26 protein-coding genes and 1 pseudogene are annotated in these 24,777 nt (G+C 44.7%); 6 read left to right on the plus strand and 21 right to left on the minus strand.

The window, feature by feature from the left end; translation table 11 throughout:
* Positions 1–93: 93 nt before the first annotated feature.
* The 5 genes from WC647_07550 to WC647_07570 all read right to left on the minus strand — a co-directional run bounded on the left by WC647_07550 (position 94) and on the right by WC647_07570 (position 4,824).
* Positions 94–948, minus strand: coding sequence for an FkbM family methyltransferase (locus WC647_07550; GenBank protein ID MFA6222154.1), 855 nt, complete (start codon positions 946–948; stop codon positions 94–96).
* Complete coding sequence (locus tag WC647_07555) at positions 948–1,907, minus strand: glycosyltransferase (GenBank protein MFA6222155.1); 960 nt, start codon at positions 1,905–1,907, stop codon at positions 948–950. Before WC647_07555 ends, WC647_07550 begins: the two co-directional genes overlap by 1 nt.
* 110 nt (positions 1,908–2,017) lie before the next feature.
* Positions 2,018–2,911, minus strand: coding sequence for an NAD(P)-dependent oxidoreductase (locus tag WC647_07560; protein MFA6222156.1), 894 nt, complete (start codon positions 2,909–2,911; stop codon positions 2,018–2,020).
* A gap of 68 nt (positions 2,912–2,979) precedes the next feature.
* A complete protein-coding gene (locus WC647_07565; GenBank protein ID MFA6222157.1) occupies positions 2,980–3,585 on the minus strand; it encodes a methyltransferase domain-containing protein in 606 nt (201 codons plus the stop codon).
* 9 nt (positions 3,586–3,594) lie between these two features.
* Positions 3,595–4,824 carry a methyltransferase domain-containing protein gene (locus WC647_07570; protein ID MFA6222158.1) on the minus strand — a complete coding sequence of 410 codons (1,230 nt, stop codon included), beginning with the start codon at positions 4,822–4,824 and terminating at the stop codon, positions 3,595–3,597.
* Between the two features lie 192 nt (positions 4,825–5,016).
* On the opposite strand from WC647_07570, the pseudogene WC647_07575 reads away from it, so the two are divergent.
* Together WC647_07575 and tnpA are read left to right on the plus strand one after the other, a co-directional pair.
* Positions 5,017–6,375 (plus strand): annotated as a pseudogene (locus WC647_07575) (IS1182 family transposase).
* A gap of 261 nt (positions 6,376–6,636) precedes the next feature.
* The gene (gene tnpA / locus WC647_07580) at positions 6,637–7,065 is read left to right on the plus strand and encodes an IS200/IS605 family transposase (GenBank protein ID MFA6222159.1); all 429 of its coding nucleotides are present in this window, start codon (positions 6,637–6,639) and stop codon (positions 7,063–7,065) included.
* A 342-nt stretch (positions 7,066–7,407) separates the two neighbouring features.
* On the opposite strand, the gene WC647_07585 is transcribed toward tnpA, so the two are convergent.
* The 11 genes from WC647_07585 to WC647_07635 all read right to left on the minus strand — a co-directional run bounded on the left by WC647_07585 (position 7,408) and on the right by WC647_07635 (position 19,298).
* Positions 7,408–8,370: a glycosyltransferase gene (locus WC647_07585; GenBank protein ID MFA6222160.1), complete on the minus strand. Its 963-nt coding sequence runs from the start codon at positions 8,368–8,370 to the stop codon at positions 7,408–7,410.
* 272 nt (positions 8,371–8,642) lie between these two features.
* Positions 8,643–9,134: a hypothetical protein gene (locus WC647_07590; GenBank protein ID MFA6222161.1), complete on the minus strand. Its 492-nt coding sequence runs from the start codon at positions 9,132–9,134 to the stop codon at positions 8,643–8,645.
* Positions 9,113–9,541: an oligosaccharide flippase family protein gene (locus WC647_07595; protein MFA6222162.1), complete on the minus strand. Its 429-nt coding sequence runs from the start codon at positions 9,539–9,541 to the stop codon at positions 9,113–9,115. The genes WC647_07590 and WC647_07595 overlap by 22 nt, the downstream gene beginning before the upstream one ends.
* 386 nt (positions 9,542–9,927) lie before the next feature.
* A complete protein-coding gene (locus WC647_07600; protein MFA6222163.1) occupies positions 9,928–10,707 on the minus strand; it encodes a cephalosporin hydroxylase family protein in 780 nt (259 codons plus the stop codon).
* Between the two features lie 7 nt (positions 10,708–10,714).
* Positions 10,715–12,127 carry a radical SAM protein gene (locus WC647_07605; protein ID MFA6222164.1) on the minus strand — a complete coding sequence of 471 codons (1,413 nt, stop codon included), beginning with the start codon at positions 12,125–12,127 and terminating at the stop codon, positions 10,715–10,717.
* Positions 12,128–12,289: 162 nt separating this feature from the next.
* Complete coding sequence (locus tag WC647_07610) at positions 12,290–13,597, minus strand: glycosyltransferase family 4 protein (GenBank protein ID MFA6222165.1); 1,308 nt, start codon at positions 13,595–13,597, stop codon at positions 12,290–12,292.
* Between the two features lie 2 nt (positions 13,598–13,599).
* Positions 13,600–14,373: a TylF/MycF/NovP-related O-methyltransferase gene (locus tag WC647_07615; GenBank protein MFA6222166.1), complete on the minus strand. Its 774-nt coding sequence runs from the start codon at positions 14,371–14,373 to the stop codon at positions 13,600–13,602.
* Between the two features lie 38 nt (positions 14,374–14,411).
* The gene (locus tag WC647_07620; GenBank protein MFA6222167.1) at positions 14,412–15,245 is read right to left on the minus strand and encodes an NAD(P)-dependent oxidoreductase; all 834 of its coding nucleotides are present in this window, start codon (positions 15,243–15,245) and stop codon (positions 14,412–14,414) included.
* 135 nt (positions 15,246–15,380) lie between these two features.
* Positions 15,381–15,914, minus strand: coding sequence for a dTDP-4-dehydrorhamnose 3,5-epimerase (gene rfbC, locus WC647_07625; protein MFA6222168.1), 534 nt, complete (start codon positions 15,912–15,914; stop codon positions 15,381–15,383).
* 6 nt (positions 15,915–15,920) lie between these two features.
* A complete protein-coding gene (locus tag WC647_07630) occupies positions 15,921–17,156 on the minus strand; it encodes a class I SAM-dependent methyltransferase (protein ID MFA6222169.1) in 1,236 nt (411 codons plus the stop codon).
* A gap of 306 nt (positions 17,157–17,462) precedes the next feature.
* Positions 17,463–19,298, minus strand: coding sequence for an ABC transporter ATP-binding protein (locus WC647_07635; GenBank protein ID MFA6222170.1), 1,836 nt, complete (start codon positions 19,296–19,298; stop codon positions 17,463–17,465).
* 136 nt (positions 19,299–19,434) lie between these two features.
* Here WC647_07635 and WC647_07640 point away from each other — a divergent pair, with 136 nt between their 5' ends.
* From WC647_07640 to WC647_07650, 3 genes are read left to right on the plus strand one after another with little or no spacing between them, the layout of a single operon-like run.
* Complete coding sequence (locus tag WC647_07640) at positions 19,435–19,857, plus strand: hypothetical protein (GenBank protein ID MFA6222171.1); 423 nt, start codon at positions 19,435–19,437, stop codon at positions 19,855–19,857.
* Positions 19,858–19,884: 27 nt separating this feature from the next.
* A complete protein-coding gene (locus WC647_07645; GenBank protein MFA6222172.1) occupies positions 19,885–20,214 on the plus strand; it encodes a hypothetical protein in 330 nt (109 codons plus the stop codon).
* Positions 20,165–20,527, plus strand: a complete 363-nt coding sequence (locus tag WC647_07650) for a hypothetical protein (protein MFA6222173.1) — start codon at positions 20,165–20,167, stop codon at positions 20,525–20,527. The genes WC647_07645 and WC647_07650 overlap by 50 nt, the downstream gene beginning before the upstream one ends.
* Before the next feature lie 311 nt (positions 20,528–20,838).
* On the opposite strand, the gene WC647_07655 is transcribed toward WC647_07650, so the two are convergent.
* The 4 genes from WC647_07655 to WC647_07670 form a co-directional block, all read right to left on the minus strand.
* A complete protein-coding gene (locus tag WC647_07655) occupies positions 20,839–21,678 on the minus strand; it encodes a class I SAM-dependent methyltransferase (protein ID MFA6222174.1) in 840 nt (279 codons plus the stop codon).
* Positions 21,679–21,919: 241 nt separating this feature from the next.
* Complete coding sequence (locus WC647_07660) at positions 21,920–22,264, minus strand: hypothetical protein (GenBank protein ID MFA6222175.1); 345 nt, start codon at positions 22,262–22,264, stop codon at positions 21,920–21,922.
* 533 nt (positions 22,265–22,797) lie between these two features.
* Entirely contained in the window at positions 22,798–23,280 is a 483-nt protein-coding gene (locus WC647_07665; protein MFA6222176.1) for a BRO family protein, read from the minus strand.
* Complete coding sequence (locus WC647_07670) at positions 23,280–23,519, minus strand: glycosyltransferase (GenBank protein MFA6222177.1); 240 nt, start codon at positions 23,517–23,519, stop codon at positions 23,280–23,282. Before WC647_07670 ends, WC647_07665 begins: the two co-directional genes overlap by 1 nt.
* 118 nt (positions 23,520–23,637) lie before the next feature.
* On the opposite strand from WC647_07670, the gene WC647_07675 reads away from it, so the two are divergent.
* Positions 23,638–23,877 (plus strand): hypothetical protein, encoded by a 240-nt coding sequence (locus WC647_07675; GenBank protein ID MFA6222178.1) that lies wholly within the window; start codon positions 23,638–23,640, stop codon positions 23,875–23,877.
* A gap of 312 nt (positions 23,878–24,189) precedes the next feature.
* Here WC647_07675 and WC647_07680 read toward each other — a convergent pair whose 3' ends face one another.
* Positions 24,190–24,411, minus strand: coding sequence for a hypothetical protein (locus WC647_07680; GenBank protein ID MFA6222179.1), 222 nt, complete (start codon positions 24,409–24,411; stop codon positions 24,190–24,192).
* Between the last annotated feature and the right edge of the window lie 366 nt (positions 24,412–24,777).

The following is a 24,777-nucleotide window of genomic DNA, read 5'->3' on the forward strand; positions in this document are numbered from 1 at the left end:
ATCCGAGAAAGTTGTTAGTTTTTGATTTTTAAGTAGCCACTCTTGCCTTCTTTTGTCTTTGGCCTTTTCGACGTTGTCCCATCGTTCGATAATTCAGTCGTATGACTTATTATGGGCATAAATTAGAATGTCCTGAAACAGTTCTGTTATGAATGGCGGCCTAAAAAAGCCGCTAATTTGGTAAGTAAAATTATTTTGCTCAAGAGATTTCAACATTGCTGATAATTTGTCATTTTCTTGCAAGGAAATGTGAAGATGATACTCAATAATAATCTCCTTGATTAGTTTGATCTTTCCAGTATTTGATAATTCGTCGATTGCAGAATTCTCAGCGCCTTCTATGTCCATTTTCAGCAGATCTACAATTTCCCCTACAAAACCCGACAAAGGAACACAATCAACTTTTTTGGTCTTCATTCCGTGTCTTGGAGTAATTAAATTTCCTGTAAGGTTAGCAATATGACTTGGGTCGTAGTAGAAACTCATTTCGTTTCTGGATCCATGGATTGCTTTGTTAATTAACGTCACTCCGTCAAGGCGATTATTTCGCTGAACATTTTTTTTCAACATGTTAAAGATCTTCTCGTCAGGTTCGAACGCGATTATTCTGCATTCCGGATAGAATGTCTTAAAAAAGATCGCCGAAAGTCCTATATTAGTCCCTGAATCTATTATCAGGGGATTTTTCGTTGTCGAGACAAACTGATACACCTTATTGATGAAGATTTCTTCGTACATGAAAATCAGGGCCCTGTAATCAACAAACTCAATGCTAAAACCTTGAATGTTTTCGGTTGTCTCACGTAATTTGAGGATTTTTTCAAAACACAGATAATCTATGATCAGTCTAAGGTAATCCGATAGCAATCTTGTTCGATGTCGAGTCTCATATCTTAAAATTAAACCTATGTTTCTCATCATATTTAAAATTAAATTAATATTTAACATCAGAAAATACCTTCAATGCTGGTCAGAAAAGTCTTCCATTTCATCAATAACCACTCGTTTCGAATTATTAATCTCTTTATAAAAGGAGGCATTACAGTCACCAATTTTTCCGTCAACCCAAAAAAGCGTAAGGCTATTCGAAACCTGAAACCAAGACTACTCAGCACGGCTTTGCTTTGCAGATATGTTAAATAATGTTTGTCCTTATATCGATAGAAATACAAACCATTGTTGAGAAGGAAATTCCAACAAAATTGTCGAGCAAAATTTACAGGCATCAATGTCGCCAAAATGAACTTGCCTACAACGGCCAAGGAGTAATCACCTTGGGCTCTAAGGTCAGGACCTATAAACAGTTCGTAATATGGCGTCACTATAGCTTTCAGTGGCCCCACCGATTTAATAGCGCTAAACAAAACAGCGAGATGGGGATAGCATGAATTGTGATAGTTAAAAGCGTTTTCTATGAATGGGCCAAAGGTCTTCATGTTGTAGACTGCGCCACTAATCAAACCAAAAGTTGCAAAAAGGAAATCCCAGTGGGCATCAAAACGTACCGTGTAAGACTGTTTTTCAGCAACATGAAATGATACGGCGAATAGATCAACATTAGAGCATAGCATGTTCAAAATTTTCTCAACTGCGCAGGAACCAACGTGGTCATTGTCTGAAAGAATCCACAAGAATTCGTCTGGTTCAGCAAAAACGAAACCAAGAGCCGCATTTGCGCTCATCCCAATGTTATTCGGATTCTGCCTGAATTCTATGTTGGGTTCGTGGTATTTCTCTCTCAGACAATCGTTGACTCCGTTTGGGGAGCAATTGTCATTGACCAATAACCTTACCCTGTCAGGGTAGCCCAGCAACTGTGGCGCCAATAAATCAAGCTGCTTTCTTAAAATTTCTGGCCTGTCGAATGTTGGGATATAGATAAATAGTCTTGGTTCAGTATGTTTCATACTGTAATCTCCTGAAATTTGTCTTTTCAAATATATAACTTATCCCAAGGATCTCATGCTGAGTTTTATGAGGTTTCAGCCAAATTGACACGGAAACTCTTCGTATCTATTCAGTTACGTGGGGATAATTTCAGCGTATTTCTTATACCCTGCTCAAGATCTGTTTTGCAGGACCATCCCAACAATTCCAGCGGCTTGATGTCCGCTTTTGAATGCATAATTTCACCAACGCTGTACGGTAGCGCGCCAAACAGAAGTTTTGTCTTTGATCGCGTAATCATTTTGACCGTTTCCACAAATTCACGGATTGAAATAGCCTTACCACTTCCTAACTCATACTGGCGCCAACCTACGGAGTGGGTTTGAGTTTCAACCAGAAGAGTCATATAAGCGGATACAATGTCATCGATGTAGATAAAATCACGCTTCTGTTGCCCAGGAGTCAGAGCCAGTTCACCAGTATTCTTTAAGCAACCGTTTATAACATAATTCAAGAATTTGAACTCGGCGTCTCTCGGACCGTACATATGTTCTAGACGTACATTTACCACTCTGATTTTCTGCTCATCACCATACATTTTGCACCAAACCTCGAACTGGCCCTTGCTCAGGGAATAAAAACTCAAAGGACCGTAGATAGGATTGGCTTTGTTAGCAAATGAGCCCGTATTAAAAAATGAGCCCGTATTAAAAGACACTGCTGCCTCTAGAAGTTTCAGAGGCATCACCAGGTTTGTCTCAAGAACTTCCGATGCTCCTTGTCCCTCTCGACCGTAGCAGGTAGCGGTGTGGACGATGCTGTCAATTCTAGGAAAGTCTAAAAACGGTTGCTCCAGTTCACAACGGTCAAGATCATAGACAGTAACGTAATGTAACAATTCAGATATCCGGGATGTGTTGGAGAAACTTCGTTTAAGGATAATGACTTCATGACCTGCCTCCAGCAAAGCCCTGGTTAAGTGGCTACCAAGGAACCCAGTCGCTCCAGTTAAGAGAACTCTCATCTGTTAAGAAAACCTAGGTTTGGTGTTCATGAAACTCGCTACTATTGTCGTCCGTTTGAAGAAACTTTCTATGTGTTGTCTTTTTTTCTCCCGATGACTACCGAGTCATACGCTCGTTCAACAGGAAACCCAAGCATTCCAAAAATTGTTAGCATTATCTGCCTCTTTCGAGTTTGCAGTTCTCTTGAAATGCCACCAATATAGCGCTTATAGCCTGGCGTTTCTAGCGATTCCCAGCAAGATAGTAAAATTGTGAGGCCTGCTCCTTCATATAAACTTTTCATGCCGTCCGGGTAGATTCGCCAACAGTCTATAGGACCGTGATATCCCCAACTTATCGGGGCAATCGTTACCACCAAGCCCCCAGGTTTTGTTATCCTAGCTAATTCATGAATCCAGATCCAAGGTTTTGGCACGTGTTCAATTACAGAGCCTGAAAGCACCACATCGTATGAGCCAGACTGGATCGGATAATTATAATCATCAACGTTCTCATAGGTGAGGTTAAAATTTTTGTAAGTATCAAGTGTATCCCAAGAGGCCACAGAAACATCTTGCGCTAACTGCCTATATTTTGAAGGAAAAGCATCGGGACCTATTTCCAGCACTTTTAATGAGTCTTTAATCAAGGGCTTAACATATTTCACAAAAATCAATTCGCTGTTCTTATGCATTCAATTCTCTCACAATAAATCCAAAACAGAGGTCAATTTTCCGCCTTGTTCTAAATACCTTGAAAGCAACTGTCTGATCTCATCCATATAACCGTAAGAAAATACAATAAGTTCGTCGACTGGATTCTCCTTTAAAAAATCAGGCGCAACAACAGGCACGTGAGATTTGGGAGTCAATAACCCGTGTAAGTTTGTGTTCTGATCGCACAGAAATTCAATATGCCTATTACTGAGATTGGTAATCGCCAAGGTCATGACACCTCGCGGACCTGCCCCATAACCTCCTAAACGCTTACCTGACAGGATCTGAGAATCCACATAGCTTCGGAATTTTTTACAGCCGTCTTCGGCCCCTCTGCCGAAATCTTTATAACGGTCCCATTTATCAAAAGGACCCAGACGGATGGATAGGTTACTATCTGGTTCATAGTTGTTTCCTTGAACTGCAGCTGCAATTAACAGTGAGTTTCCACGACGATCTTGCTCCTTTACAAGGTCCATGGTTAGCAGTTCAAAACCAGCCCGTTCCAATAAGCTTTTTAAGGACGCAGATGTCAAGTAGATCGTGTGCTCATGTTGAAAGACGCAGATCTCGCGACGCATCATCGTTTTCTCAAGATCATGCACCTCGATAATCAAGAGGCCATTTTCTTTGTCTAAAAGTCGCTTGGCTGTCTGGAGGAATCCCATCGGGTCAGGCAGATGGTCAAAGGTATAGGTTAGTAGGATTGCCTTTACAGGAAGCATGGCTAGAGGTATCTGGCCAATAGAGTCGTCATTAAATAAGCACGCAGCCGTTGGTACATGAGCGCGGGCAGAAATCCTAGTGAGTTCCAATGACGGTTCAAACCCAAAAACGCGTGCTCCTAGCTGTTTAAAGCACAATAATTGAGCCCCATCATTAGAACCAATTTCAACTATTGGGTCATCAGGGAGAAGTCCAAATTTTTCAAAAGTGTTCTTGGCTAAGACTCGCATAAAATTAGCCGCAAGCGGTGAAGATGAAACCGTATAACGATACTCCTGATAGTAATCTGACGTCTGTACATCGTGTGCAGTCTGCGCAATACCACATTGGGAGCACAAATACACCTCCAATGGGGCAACAAATTCAGTTCCCTTAGTATTTATTGAGACAAAATCGTCACTTAAAGGAACATCCTCGAACCTCAAGAATTTACGAAAATTTACGGAACCGCAGATACGGCAACGTTTATGATGACGAATGTTGTATTGCATAGCATTGTCCTCAGTAATGGTGAATCGCTAGGAGCCTGTCGGACTTAGCCTGACGCCCCGCAATTTATAGAGGCTCTAATTAGCGTAACATCCTGATATTATGTTATTTAACAGCAATTATCTCTTGAGTTACGCAACGGCTCTAAGGTATATTCTCCAACAGAACGGATGTTCATTCAAGGGGATATATACATGAAGGTAACATTTGTGGACGTTGATAGAGATACTCTCTTCCTGTTGCCGCCATCTATTCAGGAATGGTTGCCGGAAAAGCATCTGGCTCGTTTTGTGGTGGAAATCGTCGAACAAATCGACCTTCAGCCTCTCAAATCATCATACTGTGGTAGGGGATTCCAGCCGTACAGCCCGGAAATGAATGGTAGCCATTCTTTTTTACGGATACGCCATAGGCGTTTTTTCAAGTCGTAAACTGGAACGCAGCACGTACGACTCGGTGGCTTTCCGCTACATCGCAGCTAACAGTCATCCGGACCATGACACTATCGCTAGCTTTCGCAGGCGATTCCTACCAGAGTTGACGAGGATATTTGTGGAAATACTCTCTATTGCCCACGAGATGAAGGTTCTAAGGCTAGGCAAGGTTAGTATCGATGGGACCAAAGTTAAAGCCAACGCATCCAACCACAAGGCGTTAAGTTATGGCCATGCCTGTAAGCTGGAAAAACAGCTTGAAGCGGAGGTGGCTGAGCTGCTGAAAAAGGCCGAATCAGTTGACAAAGCTGACATTCCTGATGGCATGGACATCCCGACTGAACTTTCGATTCGCCAGGAGCGTGTTAAGGCAATCAAGGAAGCCAAGGCCGAAATAGAGCGTCGTGCGGCGCAACGGCACGCCGAGGAACAAGAGGTATATGAGACCAAGGTCGCCGAGCGAGCTAAAAAAGAACAACAGACCGGCAAAAAAGCCAGGGGTAAATCCGCAGCCACCGGAGCCTGATCCAACGCAAAAGGATCAGGTCAATCTGAACGATAAGCAATCACGCATAATGCCAACATCCGGCGGTGGGTTTGAACAGGCCTACAATGTCCGGGCAGGCGTGGACATGGAAACCATGCTGATTGTCACCACCCATGTGACCCAGGCTCCCAACGACAAGAAAGAGCTGAAACCGGCCCTGACTAATTTGAAGCGGGTTGCCACAAGGATTCGGAACAGTTACTGACCTCATTGCGGATAACGGCTATTTCAGTGAAGACAATGTAAAGCTTTGCCAAGAGAACCGGGTAACCTCTTACATAGCTGTCAACCGTGAAAAACATCATCCGCCAGTTATGGATCGGTTCCAGGAACCGGTGCCATTGCATGACAACGCTACTGCTCTGGACAGCATGAAGCATAGGCTCAAAACGACATCAGGTAAGGCTGTCTATGCGAAGCAAAATAGGACTATCGAGCCTGTCTTTGGCATCATAAAGTCGGTTATGGGCTTTCGCCAATTCATGTTACGAGGACTGGAGGCGGTAAAGGGTGAATGGGATCTGGTTTGTATATCCTTTAAAAGGGCTCTTTGCCTTGGTAAAATAGGTTGATAACAAACAAAAGGAAACAGATTTGTACGCTTTACATATTTTTGGACGTTTACACGTGGTCTCAGCTTTCCAGTGATACGAACTGGTTTACTGAAGCAGTTTCAAAACAAAGCCCGTAGGCAATCTGGGATGAGTTTAATTAGCCTTAGAAATCCACGTCCTGTGGACGTGGTCAGAGTCTGAAGGCTATGCCGGAAGACAGCCCATCTGCTAACTCTAGAATTCAAGTTGTTCCCGCAACTTCGAAAACAGGAGAAGCAGATGAGCAGGTTTCGTAAGCTATCACATGGGATATGGCATTGCCAATATCACGTGGTTTGGGTCCCTAAGTATCGATTTCGTATATTGGATGGGATGGTAAAAGAAGAAGTTCACAACTGCATCCAAGTTTTTTGTGGACGTATGGGATGTGAAGTGGTGGAACTGAACATTCAGGCGGATCATGTTCACCTGATCTGCATGGTGCCGCCAAAGGTGTCGATATCCGAGTTTATGGGCGCAATCAAGGGACGAACAGCAATTCGAGTATTCAAGCAGTTCCCCTATATGAAGAAGAAACCCTATTGGGGCAATCATTTTTGGGCGAAAGGCTACTGCGTCGACACAGTGGGTCTTGAGGCGGACATGATCCGCAAGTATGTAAAATACCAAGAAGACAAAGAGCGATGTGAGGAACAACTGCATTTGTAACTCGAACCATGGGAACAACTACGCTTGCCTCCTTAAGGGGGCAAGCTTTTAGCCCTCCTAAGGGGGGCAAAGAGAAAGCCACGTGCTCTGCACGTGGATATTTACTCCTCAGGCCGACAGGAACACTATTATTGGGTTCTAATCGTTTAAGCTGAATTCTAGAGTTAGTGGATGGGCTGCCGGCATAGTCTTCAGAATCTGACCACGCCCAGAGGACGTAGATTTCTGAGGCTCATTAACTTGTTCTGTAATTTGTCAATAAGAGTACCACTCAACTGTCTTAAGACCATCTCAATGTGCTATTTTACAAAGTTGGCTGAATGCTACACTTGATGTACTTTGTCAATCGATTCGAATCAGTGAATTCAAGAAAGGACGCAGACTATTTCTTATCGATGTTACCAGGTAGTAAAGAGGTGGATTCATAACCAGAAACATTTTAATCTTATGCCTAAGATCACGACCTATAAATCCTCTACAGGGTGCGCTTGTTAATACTGTCCTGGCAAGCCACAACTTATCTGTGGTGCTCAGTGATGTGCTCGATAGAATGATCATGATCAGCGATTTCCAGAAGGAAGAGTGCGGAAACGCTTGATATGCTTTTGTTTGACCAAAAACGGTCCTTGCATAATGAATGGTAGCTTCCACAGGATCAATAAAAACCCTTTCCCGGAAAAGGCGCGCTCCTTCGTTGATCTGGCCACACTTTCCTTGCAAAATAAGCGCCAACGCCATGACGATATCACCGCCCAACTCTAGTCTTGGAAATGGGAGCAAACGCTCCAGATTATTTCGCCTGATCAAGCCATAAATGGCGTGACATTGACCATAGCTAGTGAAACATTTCAAAAAGCGTTCGACGGGCGAATCGCAGTCCCACAGGAAACTGGTATTTATGCATTTTACTGGCTGCCCCTTATCATTAATGGCTATTAGCCTGGGAGAGCATGACACGTAATCCGGGTTAGTATCCAAAAATTTTAGGAGGACACCTAGCATATTGCTTTCACGCTTATCATCATGCGCATGCCACATGAAGTATTTTGATTCAGTGTTTTTGAATACAAATTCACCATTGGCACCACTGCCCCAATTCCTTTGGTGTCGGTGAATTCGGACTCTACGATCTATGGACTTGTAATAATTACATATCTCCCATGTTGAATCTGTCGAGCAATTGTCAGAGATAAGAAAATCGAAATCCCCAAAATCTTGAGCTAGAACCGACTCGATAGATTCAGCAAGATATTTCTCTCCGTTATAGACCGGTAATCCGATGGCTACAGGCGGAATTCGTTGCATCTTAACCCCTTCAAATAGGTTGCATTAAACAGGCGCTCTTGAGATGTTTTGCCTAGCCCGAGATCTCAGCTCTGAAATGTGAGCTAACAAGGCTGAACGTATTGTTGGAGTCACAATGACACATGCTCCAAAACTGATCAGTGCAACCAGAGCAAGAAAAATCAAGACCTCAATTCGGGACAACTGGGTTGGTAGCATAAGCCTGAATGAGACACCAATGCAAGGGAAACAACGAGTTGCAGTCCGACGTCATCTCTGTAGCATCGCCACAATTAACCTTTAAGGATTTTCCAGTGCATTATTCTTATTCCTATTAACACATAACCCAAATTCAGGGTGGCCCATACAATAGCCCCGCCAATCATGCCATAAAGATTGGTCAGCAATATTAGAACGGGGATCAAGATGATTATCGACACCACATTCAACAAAATACCGTACGATGTCCAGCCGTAAGCTAGTGGAACGGCGTAAGGGATGTTCACCATTGTGTTACAAGCAGAGCTAACAACCAAGAGACTCATAACAAGGCTCGCTTTTGCGGCTATGTTCGCGTCACCTGTCCATACCAACAGAACCTGATATGAAAACGATGCTAACACAGTTGCAGCCGGCAATACCATTACCGACATGAATTGACAGGATTTGTGGTAAAGCTCCGAAAGGTGTTTTGTGTCTCCTAACGCCACAAGTTGGGACAATCGCGGGAATAGAGCGGTAAAGATCGGGGCAAGCAGCCTGCCTAAAGCGCTTGCCCCGGCCACGCGAGCATATAGTAGCCGAACATTTCCAGAGTCAGCATTTTACTCAATATTATTTTATCGGCCTGGGTGAGGATCATGGCAACGACATTGATCGCCATCATCCCCCCAGTAAAGGGCCAAATCTCGTGGAGAATCGCTTTTCGGAACATGGGCCTCTCTGTCGACTGAGGCAAAGAGCGCCATAGAAAATAAGCGCTCGTGAAAGTTTCTAAGCCGCTCACCACGATCTGGAAGATAAAAAACGCTTGAATGGTGGGAGATACAAGCCATAAAACCAAAACAGCGCCAAGACCACGGAATGTTCCGGAGATAGCGTTGAGAATATTGACCAGTACCTGCTGCTGCAGACCCTTCAGGCCGCCCTGATACAGCCCAAAGGGCCATCGAAAAACAACGACCATCCCCATGATCATTACAGCCTGCTGGACATCGGATATCGATAAACTTATCAGGGTGAACCCCGTAATCGGCTATAGAGAAGGAAATCAAAGTTACAATTGAGCCGATAATCAAGGCCACAATCCAATAAATTATTTCTAGAGTACGCAAAAGATCACGGGACGCCTGTTTCTGGCCTGCTACTCCTGAGCGTCTGGCCATCTCCCTGTTCATGGTTGCGCTCAAGCCCATGTCCAGAATTGAAAACATACCGATCAGCCATACGATTCGATGCCCATAAACCTGATGTAAAGCGGAACAAACACCACTCCCATCAAGGCCGACCATATGGACCCTGCATAGTTCGCTATTATATTGGCCTTGACTAACAAATTGGGTGCGATCGTCCCTTTTCTTAACGAAGTCTTTTTAAATACCCGTCCGGCGCTACGGTAATCAGCAGTTTGTGGTGAAGGCTCTTATCAATCTCAAACTCCGGGTGGGTCTTGAGATATTCCCACACTGCGGTTTTGGGGTTGTTGCCGGGGCCCCAAGGTCGATCGTGAAACAGGTCGGGCGGCATGTCTTCGATGAGTGTGTCAAACACCACGCAATAGCTACCCACGGAGGTCAGTGGCGCATAAGCGCTAAGTTCAGCCAAAACGTGATCGTGTGTATGATTTGAGTCGAGGCAAACAAGGATACGCTCATACCTTTTGGCATATTCGCAAACCTGTTTGATAGTATCCAAGTCAGTACTGGAGCCCTGGATCATGTCTATCTTGTGCCTCATGGGGTGGGCGTCGATGGAAGCGCGGTTGTGGGAACGGATATCGATGTCGACCCCCAACACCCGCCGGAGACTCTTCGACGGATCAAGTATCTGATTAGCTTCAACCGCTTCACAGTAATCCAGAATGGACAGCAGGGATGCATTCATAACCAGAGATCCGCCATGGGCAATGCCGGTCTCTATGATGAGATCGGGCTTCGTTTGCCAAATCAGTTCCTGCATGGCAACTATGTCCTGGGGCAATTGTATTATAGGACGACCAAGCCAGGAGAAGTTGTAAGCGTATTGGAGACTACCGGTATTCTTCATCCACAAAAGCGAGACCTCTTTTATTTTCTCATCGGTGCCAAGCGCCAAAATATTGGCCAATTTTTGTTCTTCAAATGACTGCAATGTGTCCATGTTTATTTTATTCCTGAACCGTTTCATTTGTGAAAATTCTTAACTTGTCAAAGATACCGCGATAGATCACAAGTTCATCCATGGTCATGTTGTAAGGTTTCAAAATGAATTGGCTTGCAGTATCAGTCGGGTCCAAGGCAGTTTCGCCAGTCCATAAAAGATCCCGGTCGTAGTTCCGCAAAAAAAGTCCGTCTCTCAATGCCTGTTCAAAAACTCGTGTGCCCGGAAAAGGGAGCAAGTTGAATACTATATTTATGTCAACTTGCAGCTCAAGTATCATTTTTCGGGTATCCTCAAGTGTCTCACAAGAGTCCTCAGGAAACCCCATAATATACATGCCGCAAATACGGATGTTTGTTTTTTTGAAGGCTTCACATACTTCATAAATTTTTTCGCGATCCAGTCGTTTGCCGATCACCTCATTACGGATCCGATCGTTACCATGTTCAATGGGAAGACGAACAAATACGCATCCAGCCTGCTCAAGCGCATCGATCACTTGACTATCCAAAGAACCCATATGCAGGCCACTGAGTGTTTCAAATTGTATATTAAGGTTTCTTTTGCAAATATCAGCGCAGATTGCAAGAATGTGGGGTTTATTGACGTTCATATTATCATCAAGAAACGAAAAATAGTTCTGTCCATGTTTTTCATGAAGCATTTGCATTTCATCAACAACGCGCTGTGGAGAGCGCAGGCGAAGCTTCCGCCCCATAATCGTGTATGCTGCACAGAAGTTGCACCCAAATGGACAACTGCGGGATGATAAAATCGGTATTCCAAGATGGAATGTTTGATTCTTAGGATTATTCCAGTCAGAATGGTCGGTATAATAGTCGGTAATATTTATCAGATCCCACGCTGGGTCGGCCAACGAATCCAAATCACCCACAAAACTTCGGCGTGGCTGGTAGATGATCTCTCCTTCCTTTCTCCATGCAAAAGATTGAATATGGGAAAGATCACCGTTGGCTCCATTGAGGGAAAGCATGTTTGCAAGTTGTACAATCTGTTCTTCTCCTTCCCCTACAACAATGTAATCAATGTAAGAACAATTCTTGAGAATATCCTTGGGAAAGAGGCTCGGGTGAGCCCCACCCAGGACAATTGGAATATCGGGGTATTGCTTACGTAACGACTTCGAGATGTGGGAAATTGATCGGAAATGCAATGTGGTAAAACAATTGATAGCGAATAAATCTGGAGTAAATCTGTCAATTGCCTGCAACACTGCCTGCGGCAATTCGTCTCTGTTGTCTGTTGTAAGCCCAGAGACAATGGATAAATCGTGAATACATGGGGTATGGTTGTGGGCACGCAGCGTTGAGGCCAAGTACAGAAGCGCCGTTGGCGGTATATTGGTTTTGATCTCCCTTAAGCCCGATAGCCTGGGTGGCGCAATTAGCGAAACTCTCATCTGAGTCAGTCCCCTTTTCTCAATTTCGGTTCAAGCCGGTAAATAAGCATGGTTCCCAGATTAAATGCAGTCTGATTCAAGTCCGCTGGAAACTAGACCTTATTAATAGTGTTGGCAAGAGACCACGCCGAAGATTTTGCTTGATCCATCTGTCTATATTTGTCAACCTAGCTCATTGTTAAATTCAAACATGTTAGCTTCTGAAATTGTTTTCATTGCGAGACAAAGCCTTTCGTCTTCGGGAAAAATTCCGTACCATTGCGATAGTGTCCCCTTTTTAGGGGAAAGGTGGTTATCATAATATTTCAGTTGCCAACGAGTGAACTTCGCTTGCACTCTGTCCACATTTTGAGTAGCTCTTTCAAAAACTTTTGCGTCGTCGCCCTGCGACATCAAAAATAATTGCCACGGTGACGCATCTGCAAGTGGAAAACTATGCTTGTTCTTGTTGTACATTTTTGCCATGTGAAGGTATACGGCGTGAAATATTTCTGTGGTGTTTTCTGCCGACATTAAGCTTTTTGCCGCTTGCCGTGCTCGCTGTCTAAACAAGTTCAGCACATCAGGATTCCGCTTTAAAAAAAGGACCGCATCCTTATATTCTTTGTCGCTTTTGGCGAGAATTCCAGTATTACCATTACTTACAATAAATCTCTCGGCAGGATTATCCATTACAATCGGTACTAAACCTGCACTCATTGCCTCGATCAAAGCTTGCTCACCTGTGCCGAAGTGACGCGGATGCAATGCGTAACCAAATATGTCGCTAAACTCTATAACCGTTGTGAGATCCTCTAGTCTCTCATAGAATGTAAAGTTTTCTATATGATCTTTTGGCACGCGACGGCTCAATGCTTTGGAGTCATCTTGTGTGCAAAAGATGAATTTAATCATGTTGTCTATTTGGCATAGCTCGACGCACCAACTAATTAATTCCGGATGAATCTTTAGTGCATCGGCCGACCCAATATAAAGAACTACGAAATCAGAATGCGGCTTATTTTTTATATGCGCAGTTCGATCCCCCCCGCCAAATTCGGGAACGACCGTCAGATCATCCTTGAGTTCAGTTGCTGCATCGCTAAATTTTGACGCAAACGTGGCAAGCAAAAGCTTATCAACTGACTTTGCTAGCGCAGGGGGCAAGTAAGCAGGTGGGAATATGCCAGATACATGAGAGTAAAGAGCAAGCCTACATGAGGGCCATGCGCTCATATTGACCAAAAATGAATATAGCTTAGGATGATTCCAAAACTCTATTTGAACAATGTCGGCTTTTTCAATTTCGGAATGAAAATGTTCGTGTGCGTCAACCAAAAACCACTGATGAGCCTCAGGAAGCAATTGGCGATCCTTGGGTGATTCTATCAGGGCAAAAACGTGTTCATTTTCGAGGTCATACCGTAATATGTTTTTATAAAACCTTCCTACGCCGCCGCCGAGATGAGTGCTCAAATGCAAGATTCTCATTTTCACCACTCGGTTTTTATAAAAAATGTGGTAGGACTACCCACCCATGATAGGGTTTGTAGTTTTGGTGTGAGCAAATTGTTTGCTTTGAAGTAGTCTTCAAGAGCAGCACTCTCACCAGGCCAGTCCTTGTGCGCAAACTCATCGAGCACAATGATTCCACCCGGTAATACCTTAGGATATAAGTGTTCAAAGGCAGTCAAGACGGGTTCATAAATATCAACATCAATATGGAGCATGGACAGTCTGAGTCCTGGGTTTTTATTGCAATAGTCCGGAATCGTTACTCTGGCATCACCATTTACCAAAACCATTCGTTCAGCCCATGGCGCAAAGCAATCATTATTAGCGCATTTGAGGAGTTCCATAAATTCATCTTCAAAGTCTTCTGGATTAGTTCCGCCTTCATGCCTCGTAACTTTAGGATCAGGGGGGCCATCTTTCGGGTGAAGGGGTGTGAATCCCTTAAAGTTGTCAAATCCGATGATTTTTCTTGTTTTATCACCCATGCAGAATATTTCTAAAAACTTCCCTAAAGAGAAAAAACTAAACCCTCTGTACACACCACACTCAGCAATCCATCCTGGTGTGTCTTGAATCTTCTTGAATAGTTCGTAGTATGCCAAGAATCTTGTCAGCAATTGTCGTCTCGTATAAGCTGGAAACGCTTGAAAAATTTCTTCCAGCGGTCGTTTTTTAGCAATACTCAACATTTTATTTGTGAGTTCGATATCATGGGTTGATGTCGAACCAAGTTTCATGTCCATGCCTTCCATTATTCTTTCCTCTGTTTAGTGTGAAGTAGCAAATAACATCATAAGTTCCTGATTCCAAAGACACAGGGCGGATCCAAAGAGTTGTCGGGTCGCGCCCCAAACTTGAGCAGGTCGCGCCGACCATACTCATCGGCAATTTGCTCAGCCAACTGGCGCACCGTAATGGATACTCCCGAGCAGATGTTCACCGGGCCTTGCTGTGTTCCAATGGCCGATTTCGCAATGAGACGTCCTGCCTCGACCACATCCAGAAAATCGCGAATCTGTTTTCCGCTGGTTAATTCGGCGACTTCTCCTGCAGCCAGTTTAGCGCGCACGTAGGGCACCAATCGGCGTTCATCCTCACCTTCCCCATAGAGGTAGAACAACCGGCACCAGACAAACTCCACTGACTGGCCAGGGAGCCACTGCGAGAGCGCCATGTAGGCGGCGGCCTTGGCCGCGGCGTAGGGGGTGAGGGGTTTCAGTGGCGTTACCACCGACAACACACCAAGCTCCAGGTCATATTCAACGCAGGTGCCCACACCCACGAACCGTCTAACGCCTGCCTGAACCACGCCTCGGGCAATATTGAGGGTACCGCTTAGGCAATCGAGGTTTTTGGGCGACTGTAGATATTTTCCGGGTTCCACATACCAGGCGGCGTGGATGACAGTATCAACACCCTTACAGACCCTCGCCCACCAGTCAGGGGATTCCGCAAAGGCATCGGGTGTCGAGGTGACGCCAGTGATACGTGGTAGGGCCTCAACCTGCGACACTTTGCCTTCGCGCACCACCGCAACGATGTCGGCGCCTTGCGCAGCCAGCGACCGAACAATTTGCCTGCCGACAAACCCCGTAGCGCCGGTGACAAGGACACGGAGGGTCATAGCGCTCTCAATGCAGGGACCATTTTAAATGCGTTTCAGGTCTCGTAAGGCGTCCCTTATGTCCCCCTACGACATCCGTGGCATATGCCACATATTTCCCTATGATTGAATGCTTGGTGTAATAGATTCGTGGTTTCAAAAAACTCTCCAGAAAGGATAAGATTGATCCCGCGATGAAACATTGGCAACTTTAACAGGCCATTCTATCCCAAACGCCGGGTCATCCCATCTGACACCTCGAGCGGATTCTGGATGATGGAATTCAGAAATCTGGTAATAGACCTCGCTGTTATCTTGCAGTGTGAGAAATCCATGAGCGCAACCTTCTGGAATATACAATGAACGGCGATTTCCCGAAGTAAGTTCCACTCCAACCCACTGTTTGAATGTGTTAGACTCACGTCTCAGATCCAACACTACATCGTAGAAAGCGCCTTTTATGCAGGACACTATCTTGGTTTCAGCGTGGGGAGCAGCTTGGTAATGCATTCCCCTCAATGTGCCCTTTGTTTTGTTGTATGAGACACTACATTGATCGAATTCAGAAACGAGAACTCTTTGTTGAAATTCTTTCTTACAAAACGTTCTTGCGAAGAAGCCTCGTTCATCTGAAATAGGTTCAATATCAATTATGAAGACGCCTGCCAGCTTGATTTCGGTAAATATCATCGAATATCAAAAAATAACCGGATCAGGAATTGGAATTATGAACTTACCGCCCCAATCCCTGATGTGGCTCATCTGAGCCATAATCTCATCCTTCAAATTCCACGGCAAAATAAGGACATAATCAGGCTTAGTTTCCTTGATTTTATCAGGATGAAAAATCGGAATATGATTTCCGGGTATGAACAAGCCCTGTTTTAACGGGCTAATATCAACGGTATAATCCAGAAAATCTGTCCTAATGCCGCAATAATTTAATAGATTGTTCCCTTTAGCAGGCGCTCCATAACCGACAATCGATTTACCCTGGTTCTTTATTTGAATTAGAAGTGACACCAGCTTGCGTTTGGTCTGTTTGACCTTTTCAGAAAAATCACCATATGCTTCCAGGCTTGAAAGCCCCGAATCTATTTCAATCTGAATCGTGTCGTTCAATCTGCGAGTCGCTTTTTGGGAGCCACTATCAGCTTGCTGAGCGTAAATGCGATAAGAACCGCCTTGAAAGGGAAACTCTTCAACATCAAAGAGTCCCAGACCGTGGCTTTCGAAAATTCTTTTGACTGTACAAAGCGACAAATATGAATAGTGCTCGTGGTAGATTGTATCAAAAAGGGTTTGTTCCATAAGTTTCAGGATATGCGGGAACTCCATTGTGATAACGCCGTTTGGCTTCAGGAGTAATTTCATGCCACGGACAAAATCATTAATGTCCGGCACATGAGCGAGCACGTTATTGCCCAAGAGTAAGTCGGCGTTTTTGCCTTGGGAAACAAGTTGTTCGGCCAGCGACACGCCAAAGAATTCGGTTATTGTTTCAATTCCCTTGGAGCGTGCCATATCAGCAACATTGAGCGCTGGTTCGATGTTAAGACAAGGAATGCCTAGCTCTTTGAAATATTGTAGCAAATAGCCGTCGTTCCCGGCGATCTCCACCACGAGGCTGTTATTATCGAAACCAAACCGATCAACCATGTTTGAAGTATATTGTTCAGCATGAGCCAGCCATGTATCTGAATATGAAGAGAAGTATACATATTCTCTAAAGATTTCGTCTGGCGTAATGGAATGGGAAAGTTGTACAAGGAAACACTCGTCGCAAACATAGGCGTGTAAAGGATAGAATGGCTCCATTTGTTGAGTTTCGTCGCGAGTCAATAAAGAATTGGTAGGGGGCGATGATCCTAGATCAACAAAAGTGTGCGTTAAAGGCTTCTCGCAAAATCGGCAGTGTCCCGGTTTGTTCATGAACTAGCCTCTTTTTTGACTGCAAAGAGCATTGGGGTTGATTTGATACATTTCTGTCAGTTCCAAACTGAGCCGATTGTCGTAACTGTAGTAACGGTAATGGCTTGGGGAAAAAGGACGCTGACTTTAGTGCATAAGCTACTCTAGACTAATGAAAACAGAGGGCAGCAGCATGAACAAGCAGCTTGCGCTTAAAAGTCACGTTCAAATGTCGTATACCATTAGACCATTTCTTAGCTTGCCTGTGTCGTTAGTGATATCATTCAAAGGCGACTTGCAAAGATAACAACTTTCCCAGTTACCGTATCACGCTACAGCTTTAACCATTCTATTGAAACTGGGACTAGTTTGCAGCAATTCTTCGTATGAACCTTGGGCAACTACGCGACCGTGTGCAAGTTCTATGATTTTGTCGCAGCGTTTAACAGTAGTGAGTCTATGGGCAATGATTAGGATTGTGAAATCTCGGTTTAATTTCTCTATTGATTCCATAACAGCTTGTTCTGTGGCGTTATCGAGGGAACTGGTGGCTTCGTCGAATACCAAAACTGAGGCTTGTTTGTACAAAGCCCGAGCGATACCGACCCTTTGGCGTTGACCTCCCGAAAGTTTTATACCTCGTTCACCAACAAATGTGTTGTACCCCTCGGGACTGCTTTCGATAAAATCGTCTATCTGAGCCTGGTGTGCTACCTCACGGACTCGTTCCATATTAATGTCTTTGAGGGGGACTCCAAAAGCTATGTTTTCCGAAAACGTCGTATCAGCAAGGAAAATGGTTTGCGGAACGTGGGCTACTAGACGTTGCCATGCGCGGCGACAGGGCCCACTTATCGAGAGTCCATCTACAAGTATCTGGCCCTCATTTGGGTCCAGAAGGCCCATTAATAGATCCAAGGTCGTACTCTTACCACTGCCGGTAGCGCCTACAAAACCAACACTTGACCTCTTTGGTATTGTGAAATTGAGACCATCCAGAACCCAGGGTCCATCTGTCAAGTAACGGAAACGCACAGACTCAAAACGAATGGAGTCTTTGAATTCAAGGGGTGCGAGCCCAGGATCAGTAGCTTCGTTAGGCAAAGGCAGATCGAGCATGTCAACTACTTCGGTCAAAGAGGCCTGGCTCCCAGCAATTGAGGCCCAGCTTGAATAAATCTGCTGAAGGGCGGGAAGGAGACGTTGAGCGCCCAAAGCAAGTGCGCCCAGAACCGGAAAAGAGTCACTGAAACCTCCTGTCTTGGCGTTAAGACCATAAGCTAACCCGGCTAGCACAACCATGGCCAAGGCTTCCATGGCGAATTTCGGACAGGTGGCAATGACAGTGTTTGAAGATGAGGCGATACGTAAGGGCAAGTCCGCTCTACGAAAAATGTCGCTATAAACTGACTGCACCCCATTAAGAATAACATCACGGATGCCCCCGAACCCTTCTTGTAGTGCTTTAACAACCAGGGTGCTATCCTTAGCAACACGCTGACTGTTGATATATAGCCGAGCTCGAGATAACCGAGTGATGAACCCATAGCTAATTATGAAGACCCCAGCCGTTATTGTGACTGCCAGTCGATCAATTGCCATTAGAACCGGTACCAGAAAAATAACCAGAGAAACAGAAGCAACCAAATTAAGCAACGACTGAATAACCGTTACAGCCATCCAAGCCTTGGCATTAATGCGGCTGATCAACTCGCTACTGTTACGGGTCACTTGTATCCGGTAAGGTTGATACAAAGCCTGGAGATAAAGCTCGGTGCTTAAATCAGCTCCCATGACGTTAGCAAGCCGTGTACTAGCCCACAACAAAAGGAAGCGTATGATTCCGGCGGTAATCGCCGTAAGAGCGAAAGCTATGGTGAAAGGCAATATAAGTTGGTCGGATGAAGCAATGCCAAGGGCATTTGCCATGCTTCTCACGATCGGTTGATCAAAGATACGATTCGGGGCCGCCAACGCTCCAATGAACGGAATTACAGCGCCAACTGTGACTACCTCGGCAGATGCGCTGACCAGCATCAATACCAACAGCAGGCCAACTTGTCTCTGACGGCGCCTGGTCAAATGACACCAGAGTCGAACGATCAGATTACCAATACCGGGCTGAGATTCCACTTCATTGGAATTTATTTTTTTAAATTTCAACTAATATTACTCAACTTCCGCAGTTGATAAAAAGGACAAAAGGGTAATTAAAACGGCATAATAGTCTCGGGCATGGACGTCCGATGTGCTATTTAAGTATTGCGGACAAAAAATCGCACAGGGAGGACGCTCCACAATGAGAGTTGCTCCATTTGAGACAGTGGATCAAGAGCTTACCGATCGGATCGACGCAATTATGACTCGGTTTAAGATTTGCACGCTGCTAAACCAAGCCGGCATCAGGCAGTTCCGTGGTATCAGGCCACTTTTGGTTCTTAGTGCCATTTTTGAATTGGCCTTTGTTGGTAAAAACATCTTCACCGGGGTTCACAGGAATTCTAAGCCTCAGATGGGAAAAGACACTGTTTACAGATTCCTCAGTTGTCACAGGTATAATTGGCGTCGTCTGATCGGGTTTTTGTCCCAAATGATCACAATGGCTTTCTTGGAGCCTCTTACATCTACGGACAGAGAGAAGGTCTTGATATTGGACACTACCATCTATGATCGAAGTCGGTCTTGCAAGGTAGAGCTTCTGTCCAAAGTTTACGATCATTGATCCAAGAAATTTATCAAAGGATTCAGAATGCTGACTCTAGGCTGGTCAGACGGAGCGACATTCATTCCCTGTGATCATGCCGTGCTCACTTCAACCAAAGAGAAGAACCAAATCCAGGGAATCACCAAGACAATGGACCAAAGGACTTGTGGCGCTAAAAGACGAAGGGAAGCTTTCGTGAAGTCCACAGAGTTGATCGTACCCATGGTTAAACGGGCCTTAAGGCTCTCAATTCGAGCAAAGTATTTGCTGATGGACTCCTGGTTTGGTTTTCCGGTTGTAGTTCGATCCATTGTGGAACATATCCATGTCATCTGCATGGTCAAAAATACCCCAAAAGTTTTTTTACGAGCTTAATGGACAATCTCTTACACTTTCGAAGATCTATTGCAAGATAAGGAAACGACCGGGCAAAGCTAATATCAAGGGCTCGATGATAGTTGGAATCGGAGACAAACACGAGGCCAAGCTGGTTTTTGTTCGCAACCGTAATAATAGCCAGAAATGGCTTGCCATATTATGCACTGATCTTGCTCTGCCGGATAAGGATGTAGTCCGCATTTATGGAAAGCGTTGGGATATCGAAGTATTCTTCAAGATGGCCAAACACTATCTAAAGCTAGACTCCGAGATCCAAGTCCGTGATTTCGACTCTATTGTGGCCCATTAATCGATTTTCATGATCCGGTATAGCTTCCTGGCTGTGGAACAACGATGTTCCTCGGATGATAGGACAATAGGCGCCCTTTTCCTGAGCGCTTCAGAGGAAATCCACGACATCTCTCTTGCTGAAGCTTTGGTTCGTATACTCTCAGTAGTGTGTGACAAAATCTGAGAATTTTGCGAAGAATACGGAACAACTGGTCATGGAAATAATTCAAACAACTATGAAAGAGACCCTAGCTCTCATTAGACTTAGGCTATTAGCCAAGAGCGAAAGTTGAGATTACAATCAAAAAAACAATATGTCGCATTGTAGGGTTAATATGGTTGCCACTCCGTGCCATGTCTTGAAGCAATGAACTGCCGAACCGGGGTCTCCGATTTCTCAATGACTATTGCATATGGGTAACAACTTATAGACTTAATCCAGGTCTGAAACTGATTAGGAGTAATTCCAGTTTCCACGGGACCACTCCACATGTTCAGCGTTTCTACGAGTCCGAAAGTGTAACTGGCGAAACCACCGTTGAAATCTCCACTGAGATCTTCGCAGACATACACCCCCCCAGGCTTAAGATGGGGTAGCATTTCCTCAAGTGTTACGATTTGATGCGCTGCCATATGACTGCCATCATCAATCACAATATCAATGCCCGGCACTTCCTTCTTGAGCCTTTTTAAAAACGTACGATCTGACTGGTCTCCAATAAAAATATGCGTGTAATCATTGTCGTAAACTCGGCACGACTCTTGTATGTCTACGCCGAAAATTTGACAATTTGGTCCAAAATAATCCCTCCACATCTCCATACTTCCACCGCTGTAGACCCCTATCTCAAGAAGATTAACTTTCTTACCAATAAATTTCTTGAAGTGGCGATGGTAGATCTCAAAATAATGTGCCCACTTCCAGATACCTCGTCCCGTATCTCTGGAATCGAAAAACGCCTTTAAAGGGTTTGTATTCTCCATGTCTGTGAGTGATTTTTGAGCCGGTGACGGTTCACTTACGGGTACAGCAGGCACCCAGTTCTGAGAATAATTGAAGCCATTTATGTTTGTCGGTAAAAGCCGTAGTGCCCTAAGACTAATGCGATGCTGAAGCATAAAAACTTGACATAGTTGGTATAACCCATTAATCTTACTACGTAATGACATGATGCCTCCATTAAGTTGGGATGTTTGCTGAACGGTCCTACGTCACACTCCGTTATTGGAGATTGACTTTTCAGATATAGCAGTAATTACATTGAGATCCGCAAAATTATGGCACATGCTTCGGCTGAACATTCTTACAAAAAGCAGTGCCGATAATTGACACGGAGTAAGAGAAAACACTCATGAGAAACATGAGTCAGAAAAGCATAAAGCGGCTGCATCTTTTCTAGATCCTGCGGACTTAAACACGAATTGGGAGTTGGATAAGCTCTAAGGTCAACAGAAGTTTTTTTAAGGGCTTTCCGAAGAAACGGCATTTGGGAGGATTATTCATGAAAATCATCGTTAGATATTCAGGGTTAGGCCAAAGACATTGCTCAAGCCCAAAGAATTTCTCCCAGTCGATCTCAGCATCGTCCTTGGTTTTGAAGAAACTGTTCAAGCCAATGGCCTGGAATTCAGCCTCGGAGTTGGAAATTTGTTCCGGCATTACAACGATGTTGAGTTCAGCAGATGAGATGGCTTCCGGTATTGATTCGGTAAGCTCGATGTGGCCGTCTTTGTAGTAGCATTTTATTGCGAACAATTGAATCACCTTTAATGAATGACGTGCCGCAAAACCCCCATGGCGAAGCCATGGGCTCACGAATGTTGGCCTCAAGGGCCAAAGGTGAGTTTTCTTAAGAGTAGTCCAATTTGCCCCTCTTAACGGGGCAACGTTCATGAGCCCACGGTTCTACCGTGGGGGATTGTAGGGCAGGGACGCCCGTCACTATTGGACGCTAATGAACGTCATTTCGAGCGTCGTTCGATCCCCCCAGGCCTTCAACCTGGGCTGGATTAATGCGCCCATTCAGGGCTTGTTAAGGACAAGATCTCTCCCAAGGGTCGAGATGACATTGTTCGCTCACTCGAAATGACAGCCGTCGCAAGGCTCTGTCGAGATGTCAATCAATCAGACTCCTCGTTGCTGACCTGTTTATGTTTTAACGGAATTTTTTTTGTCGCCGTTGGAAGATAGTTTTCGAATGTAATAACACTTTTTCGTGTTTTTTCCTCCAACTCCAACCGAGCCTTTTTAGCTATCTTGTCCGCCCTTTTCCCCTACATCTGCAGTTTTCAATAATCAGTAAGTTTGTTACGGGTTTCCTGACCAAGCATCCGCTGTTGGATCCACTTTTCGCTTCTGCCCTGCTCACGCCAGTATTCACGGGCACGTTCGAGTGAACGAGCTGGATCGCTCATGTCCTGCAACCGCTCGTATCCTACCTTTGCCAGCCATAATTTTATCGGTTCAGCCTTGGAACTGGGCACAGACTGAATAATTCGCAACAGTGTTGCCGGATCAGCAACATCGGTCAGATATTTCTTTCCGTCTGCGGCTTCCAGTTTCAGTCGGTTACATTTTGTAACCGACTCGCTGCCTTCCTTTCTTAAACGGTTTTTCAAAACTTTCCAGTAGTTTCGAGCCGCCTGATAATCCGATTGCTGTATCAGAACCTGTAAAATATCGACCACAGAGAAATACCAGACTTCTGTCTGTTCGTCGTAATGACGACGGATTTTATAGTTTTCAAAAACGGCTAATTCATTGTCAACCATTAATATCCCGCCGCTTTTAGGACCGCTTCGTCGTCAAGTAGCTGAAATGTGGCATACTTTATTTTTGAGACTAGACGTGACAATATTTTGACTGTATTGCCGGTAGAAGCATTGTCAGCAAAAATGTGTTCGTAATCGTAACCGTCCAGTTTCTCAAAGACCGCCTTGATCCGAAGATAAAGCTCTTCAACATTTTCTTCTTTATTGAAACATGGGGTAACGACACTAATTAGCTTCATTGGCTATTCTTTGGTGGTTATTTTCTACCATGTCATTTCGAACGAAGAGAAAAATCCATCCGGTCGAGGGTCACATACATTGCCGACCATAGGGGTAAATAAACGGATTGGAAAGATCTTGTCGCTACGCTCGCTCGAGATGACAGAAGGCCAAATCACAACCACCACCCACGGCGCAGGAGCGGCTCAACATTTTGAGCAACAAAAAACCGAAATGAACGATCCAAATCCACCCACGGCGCAGCCATGGGCTCACGAATGTTGGGCCACAGGAGCGGCCCAAAGGGGAATACACTCCGGATTTATTACCCATAGCGTTGCTATGGTCTGTTCTGACGACGCCCTTTCAGGGCTATGAAGGATCAAGATCTCTCGCGAGGCGATATGCTATTTAGAACGTTGCATTTGCTTGTAAACGCTTTTTCTATGTCCCACATCTCGAATGATAACTACACGATCTTTGAAATCTATTTTATAAATTATTCTGTAATTCCCGGAGAGAACCCTAAATGATGACATCGGCACAGAAAGCTTTTTACAGCCTCTGGGCATTGGATCCGCACGAAGTACATCGATTTTAACCAAGACTTTTATGGCGTCGGATCTCGGAATGGACTGGAGTTGTTTTTGAGCCGTCTTTTCGATTATGACGCTAAACGGTAATTCATGTTCATTCAACTTCCAGCAAGGCCTTCATTTCCTCAAGCGTTATGGTTTCTTCCGGCTCTGGACTAGCGAAGGCTTTAAAAGCAACTAAATAATCCAATCTATCTTCCGGTTCGGTTAATGCCTCGAATTCAGCCTGGAAAGCCGGATCTTCAAAACTATGAGCCGGTAGCTTAACGTTTTCGTTCCCTTCTGTTCCAATTGTGGCTGTTCCTGTTTTCGTCACAAGCTCCTAGGGGCTTCCTATTGTCTCGGACTAAGTTAAGCATACCTATTGCAGCCGATTATTGCAACTTCCAGGGCGCTACCTGTAGGCAATCCAAATATATAGGCGCGGACGCCCGTCGCCACCATGAATAAAGACAAGATCCAAAATTCCCATGGCGCAATAAAGGTTCAATATGCAAACACCCACCTATAGCGCAAGGGGTTCAAGATTTTGAGCCACTACGATATGAATGTTGGACCGGGGGAAGCCGGCCCAAAGGGGAATATATTCAAGAGTTGTCATGTTTGCCCCTTTTAATGGGGCAACATTCATGAGCCCACGGTTCTACCGTGGGGGATTTTCGGGAAGGGACGCCGTCACTAT

The organism is Desulfomonilaceae bacterium (genome assembly GCA_041662605.1).
Lineage (GTDB): Bacteria > Desulfobacterota > Desulfomonilia > Desulfomonilales > Desulfomonilaceae > CAJBEZ01.

Bases quoted from the DNA above. Each gene is read 5' to 3' on its own strand.
- WC647_07560 (MFA6222156.1), bottom strand. From the start codon at position 2,911: ATGAGAGTTCTCTTAACTGGAGCGACTGGGTTCCTTGGTAGCCACTTA.
- WC647_07565 (MFA6222157.1), bottom strand. From the start codon at position 3,585: ATGCATAAGAACAGCGAATTGATTTTTGTGAAATATGTTAAGCCCTTG.
- WC647_07620 (MFA6222167.1), bottom strand. From the start codon at position 15,245: ATGACCCTCCGTGTCCTTGTCACCGGCGCTACGGGGTTTGTCGGCAGG.
- rfbC (MFA6222168.1), bottom strand. From the start codon at position 15,914: ATGATATTTACCGAAATCAAGCTGGCAGGCGTCTTCATAATTGATATT.
- WC647_07650 (MFA6222173.1), top strand. From the start codon at position 20,165: ATGTCATCTGCATGGTCAAAAATACCCCAAAAGTTTTTTTACGAGCTT.
- WC647_07595 (MFA6222162.1), bottom strand. From the start codon at position 9,541: ATGGGGATGGTCGTTGTTTTTCGATGGCCCTTTGGGCTGTATCAGGGC.
- WC647_07670 (MFA6222177.1), bottom strand. From the start codon at position 23,519: ATGAAGCTAATTAGTGTCGTTACCCCATGTTTCAATAAAGAAGAAAAT.
- WC647_07605 (MFA6222164.1), bottom strand. From the start codon at position 12,127: ATGAGAGTTTCGCTAATTGCGCCACCCAGGCTATCGGGCTTAAGGGAG.
- WC647_07610 (MFA6222165.1), bottom strand. From the start codon at position 13,597: ATGAGAATCTTGCATTTGAGCACTCATCTCGGCGGCGGCGTAGGAAGG.
- WC647_07555 (MFA6222155.1), bottom strand. From the start codon at position 1,907: ATGAAACATACTGAACCAAGACTATTTATCTATATCCCAACATTCGAC.
- WC647_07600 (MFA6222163.1), bottom strand. From the start codon at position 10,707: ATGGACACATTGCAGTCATTTGAAGAACAAAAATTGGCCAATATTTTG.
- tnpA (MFA6222159.1), top strand. From the start codon at position 6,637: ATGAGCAGGTTTCGTAAGCTATCACATGGGATATGGCATTGCCAATAT.
- WC647_07615 (MFA6222166.1), bottom strand. From the start codon at position 14,373: ATGGAAGGCATGGACATGAAACTTGGTTCGACATCAACCCATGATATC.
- WC647_07550 (MFA6222154.1), bottom strand. From the start codon at position 948: ATGTTAAATATTAATTTAATTTTAAATATGATGAGAAACATAGGTTTA.
- WC647_07645 (MFA6222172.1), top strand. From the start codon at position 19,885: ATGCTGACTCTAGGCTGGTCAGACGGAGCGACATTCATTCCCTGTGAT.
- WC647_07570 (MFA6222158.1), bottom strand. From the start codon at position 4,824: ATGCAATACAACATTCGTCATCATAAACGTTGCCGTATCTGCGGTTCC.
- WC647_07585 (MFA6222160.1), bottom strand. From the start codon at position 8,370: ATGCAACGAATTCCGCCTGTAGCCATCGGATTACCGGTCTATAACGGA.
- WC647_07655 (MFA6222174.1), bottom strand. From the start codon at position 21,678: ATGTCATTACGTAGTAAGATTAATGGGTTATACCAACTATGTCAAGTT.
- WC647_07665 (MFA6222176.1), bottom strand. From the start codon at position 23,280: ATGGTTGACAATGAATTAGCCGTTTTTGAAAACTATAAAATCCGTCGT.
- WC647_07630 (MFA6222169.1), bottom strand. From the start codon at position 17,156: ATGAACAAACCGGGACACTGCCGATTTTGCGAGAAGCCTTTAACGCAC.
- WC647_07640 (MFA6222171.1), top strand. From the start codon at position 19,435: ATGAGAGTTGCTCCATTTGAGACAGTGGATCAAGAGCTTACCGATCGG.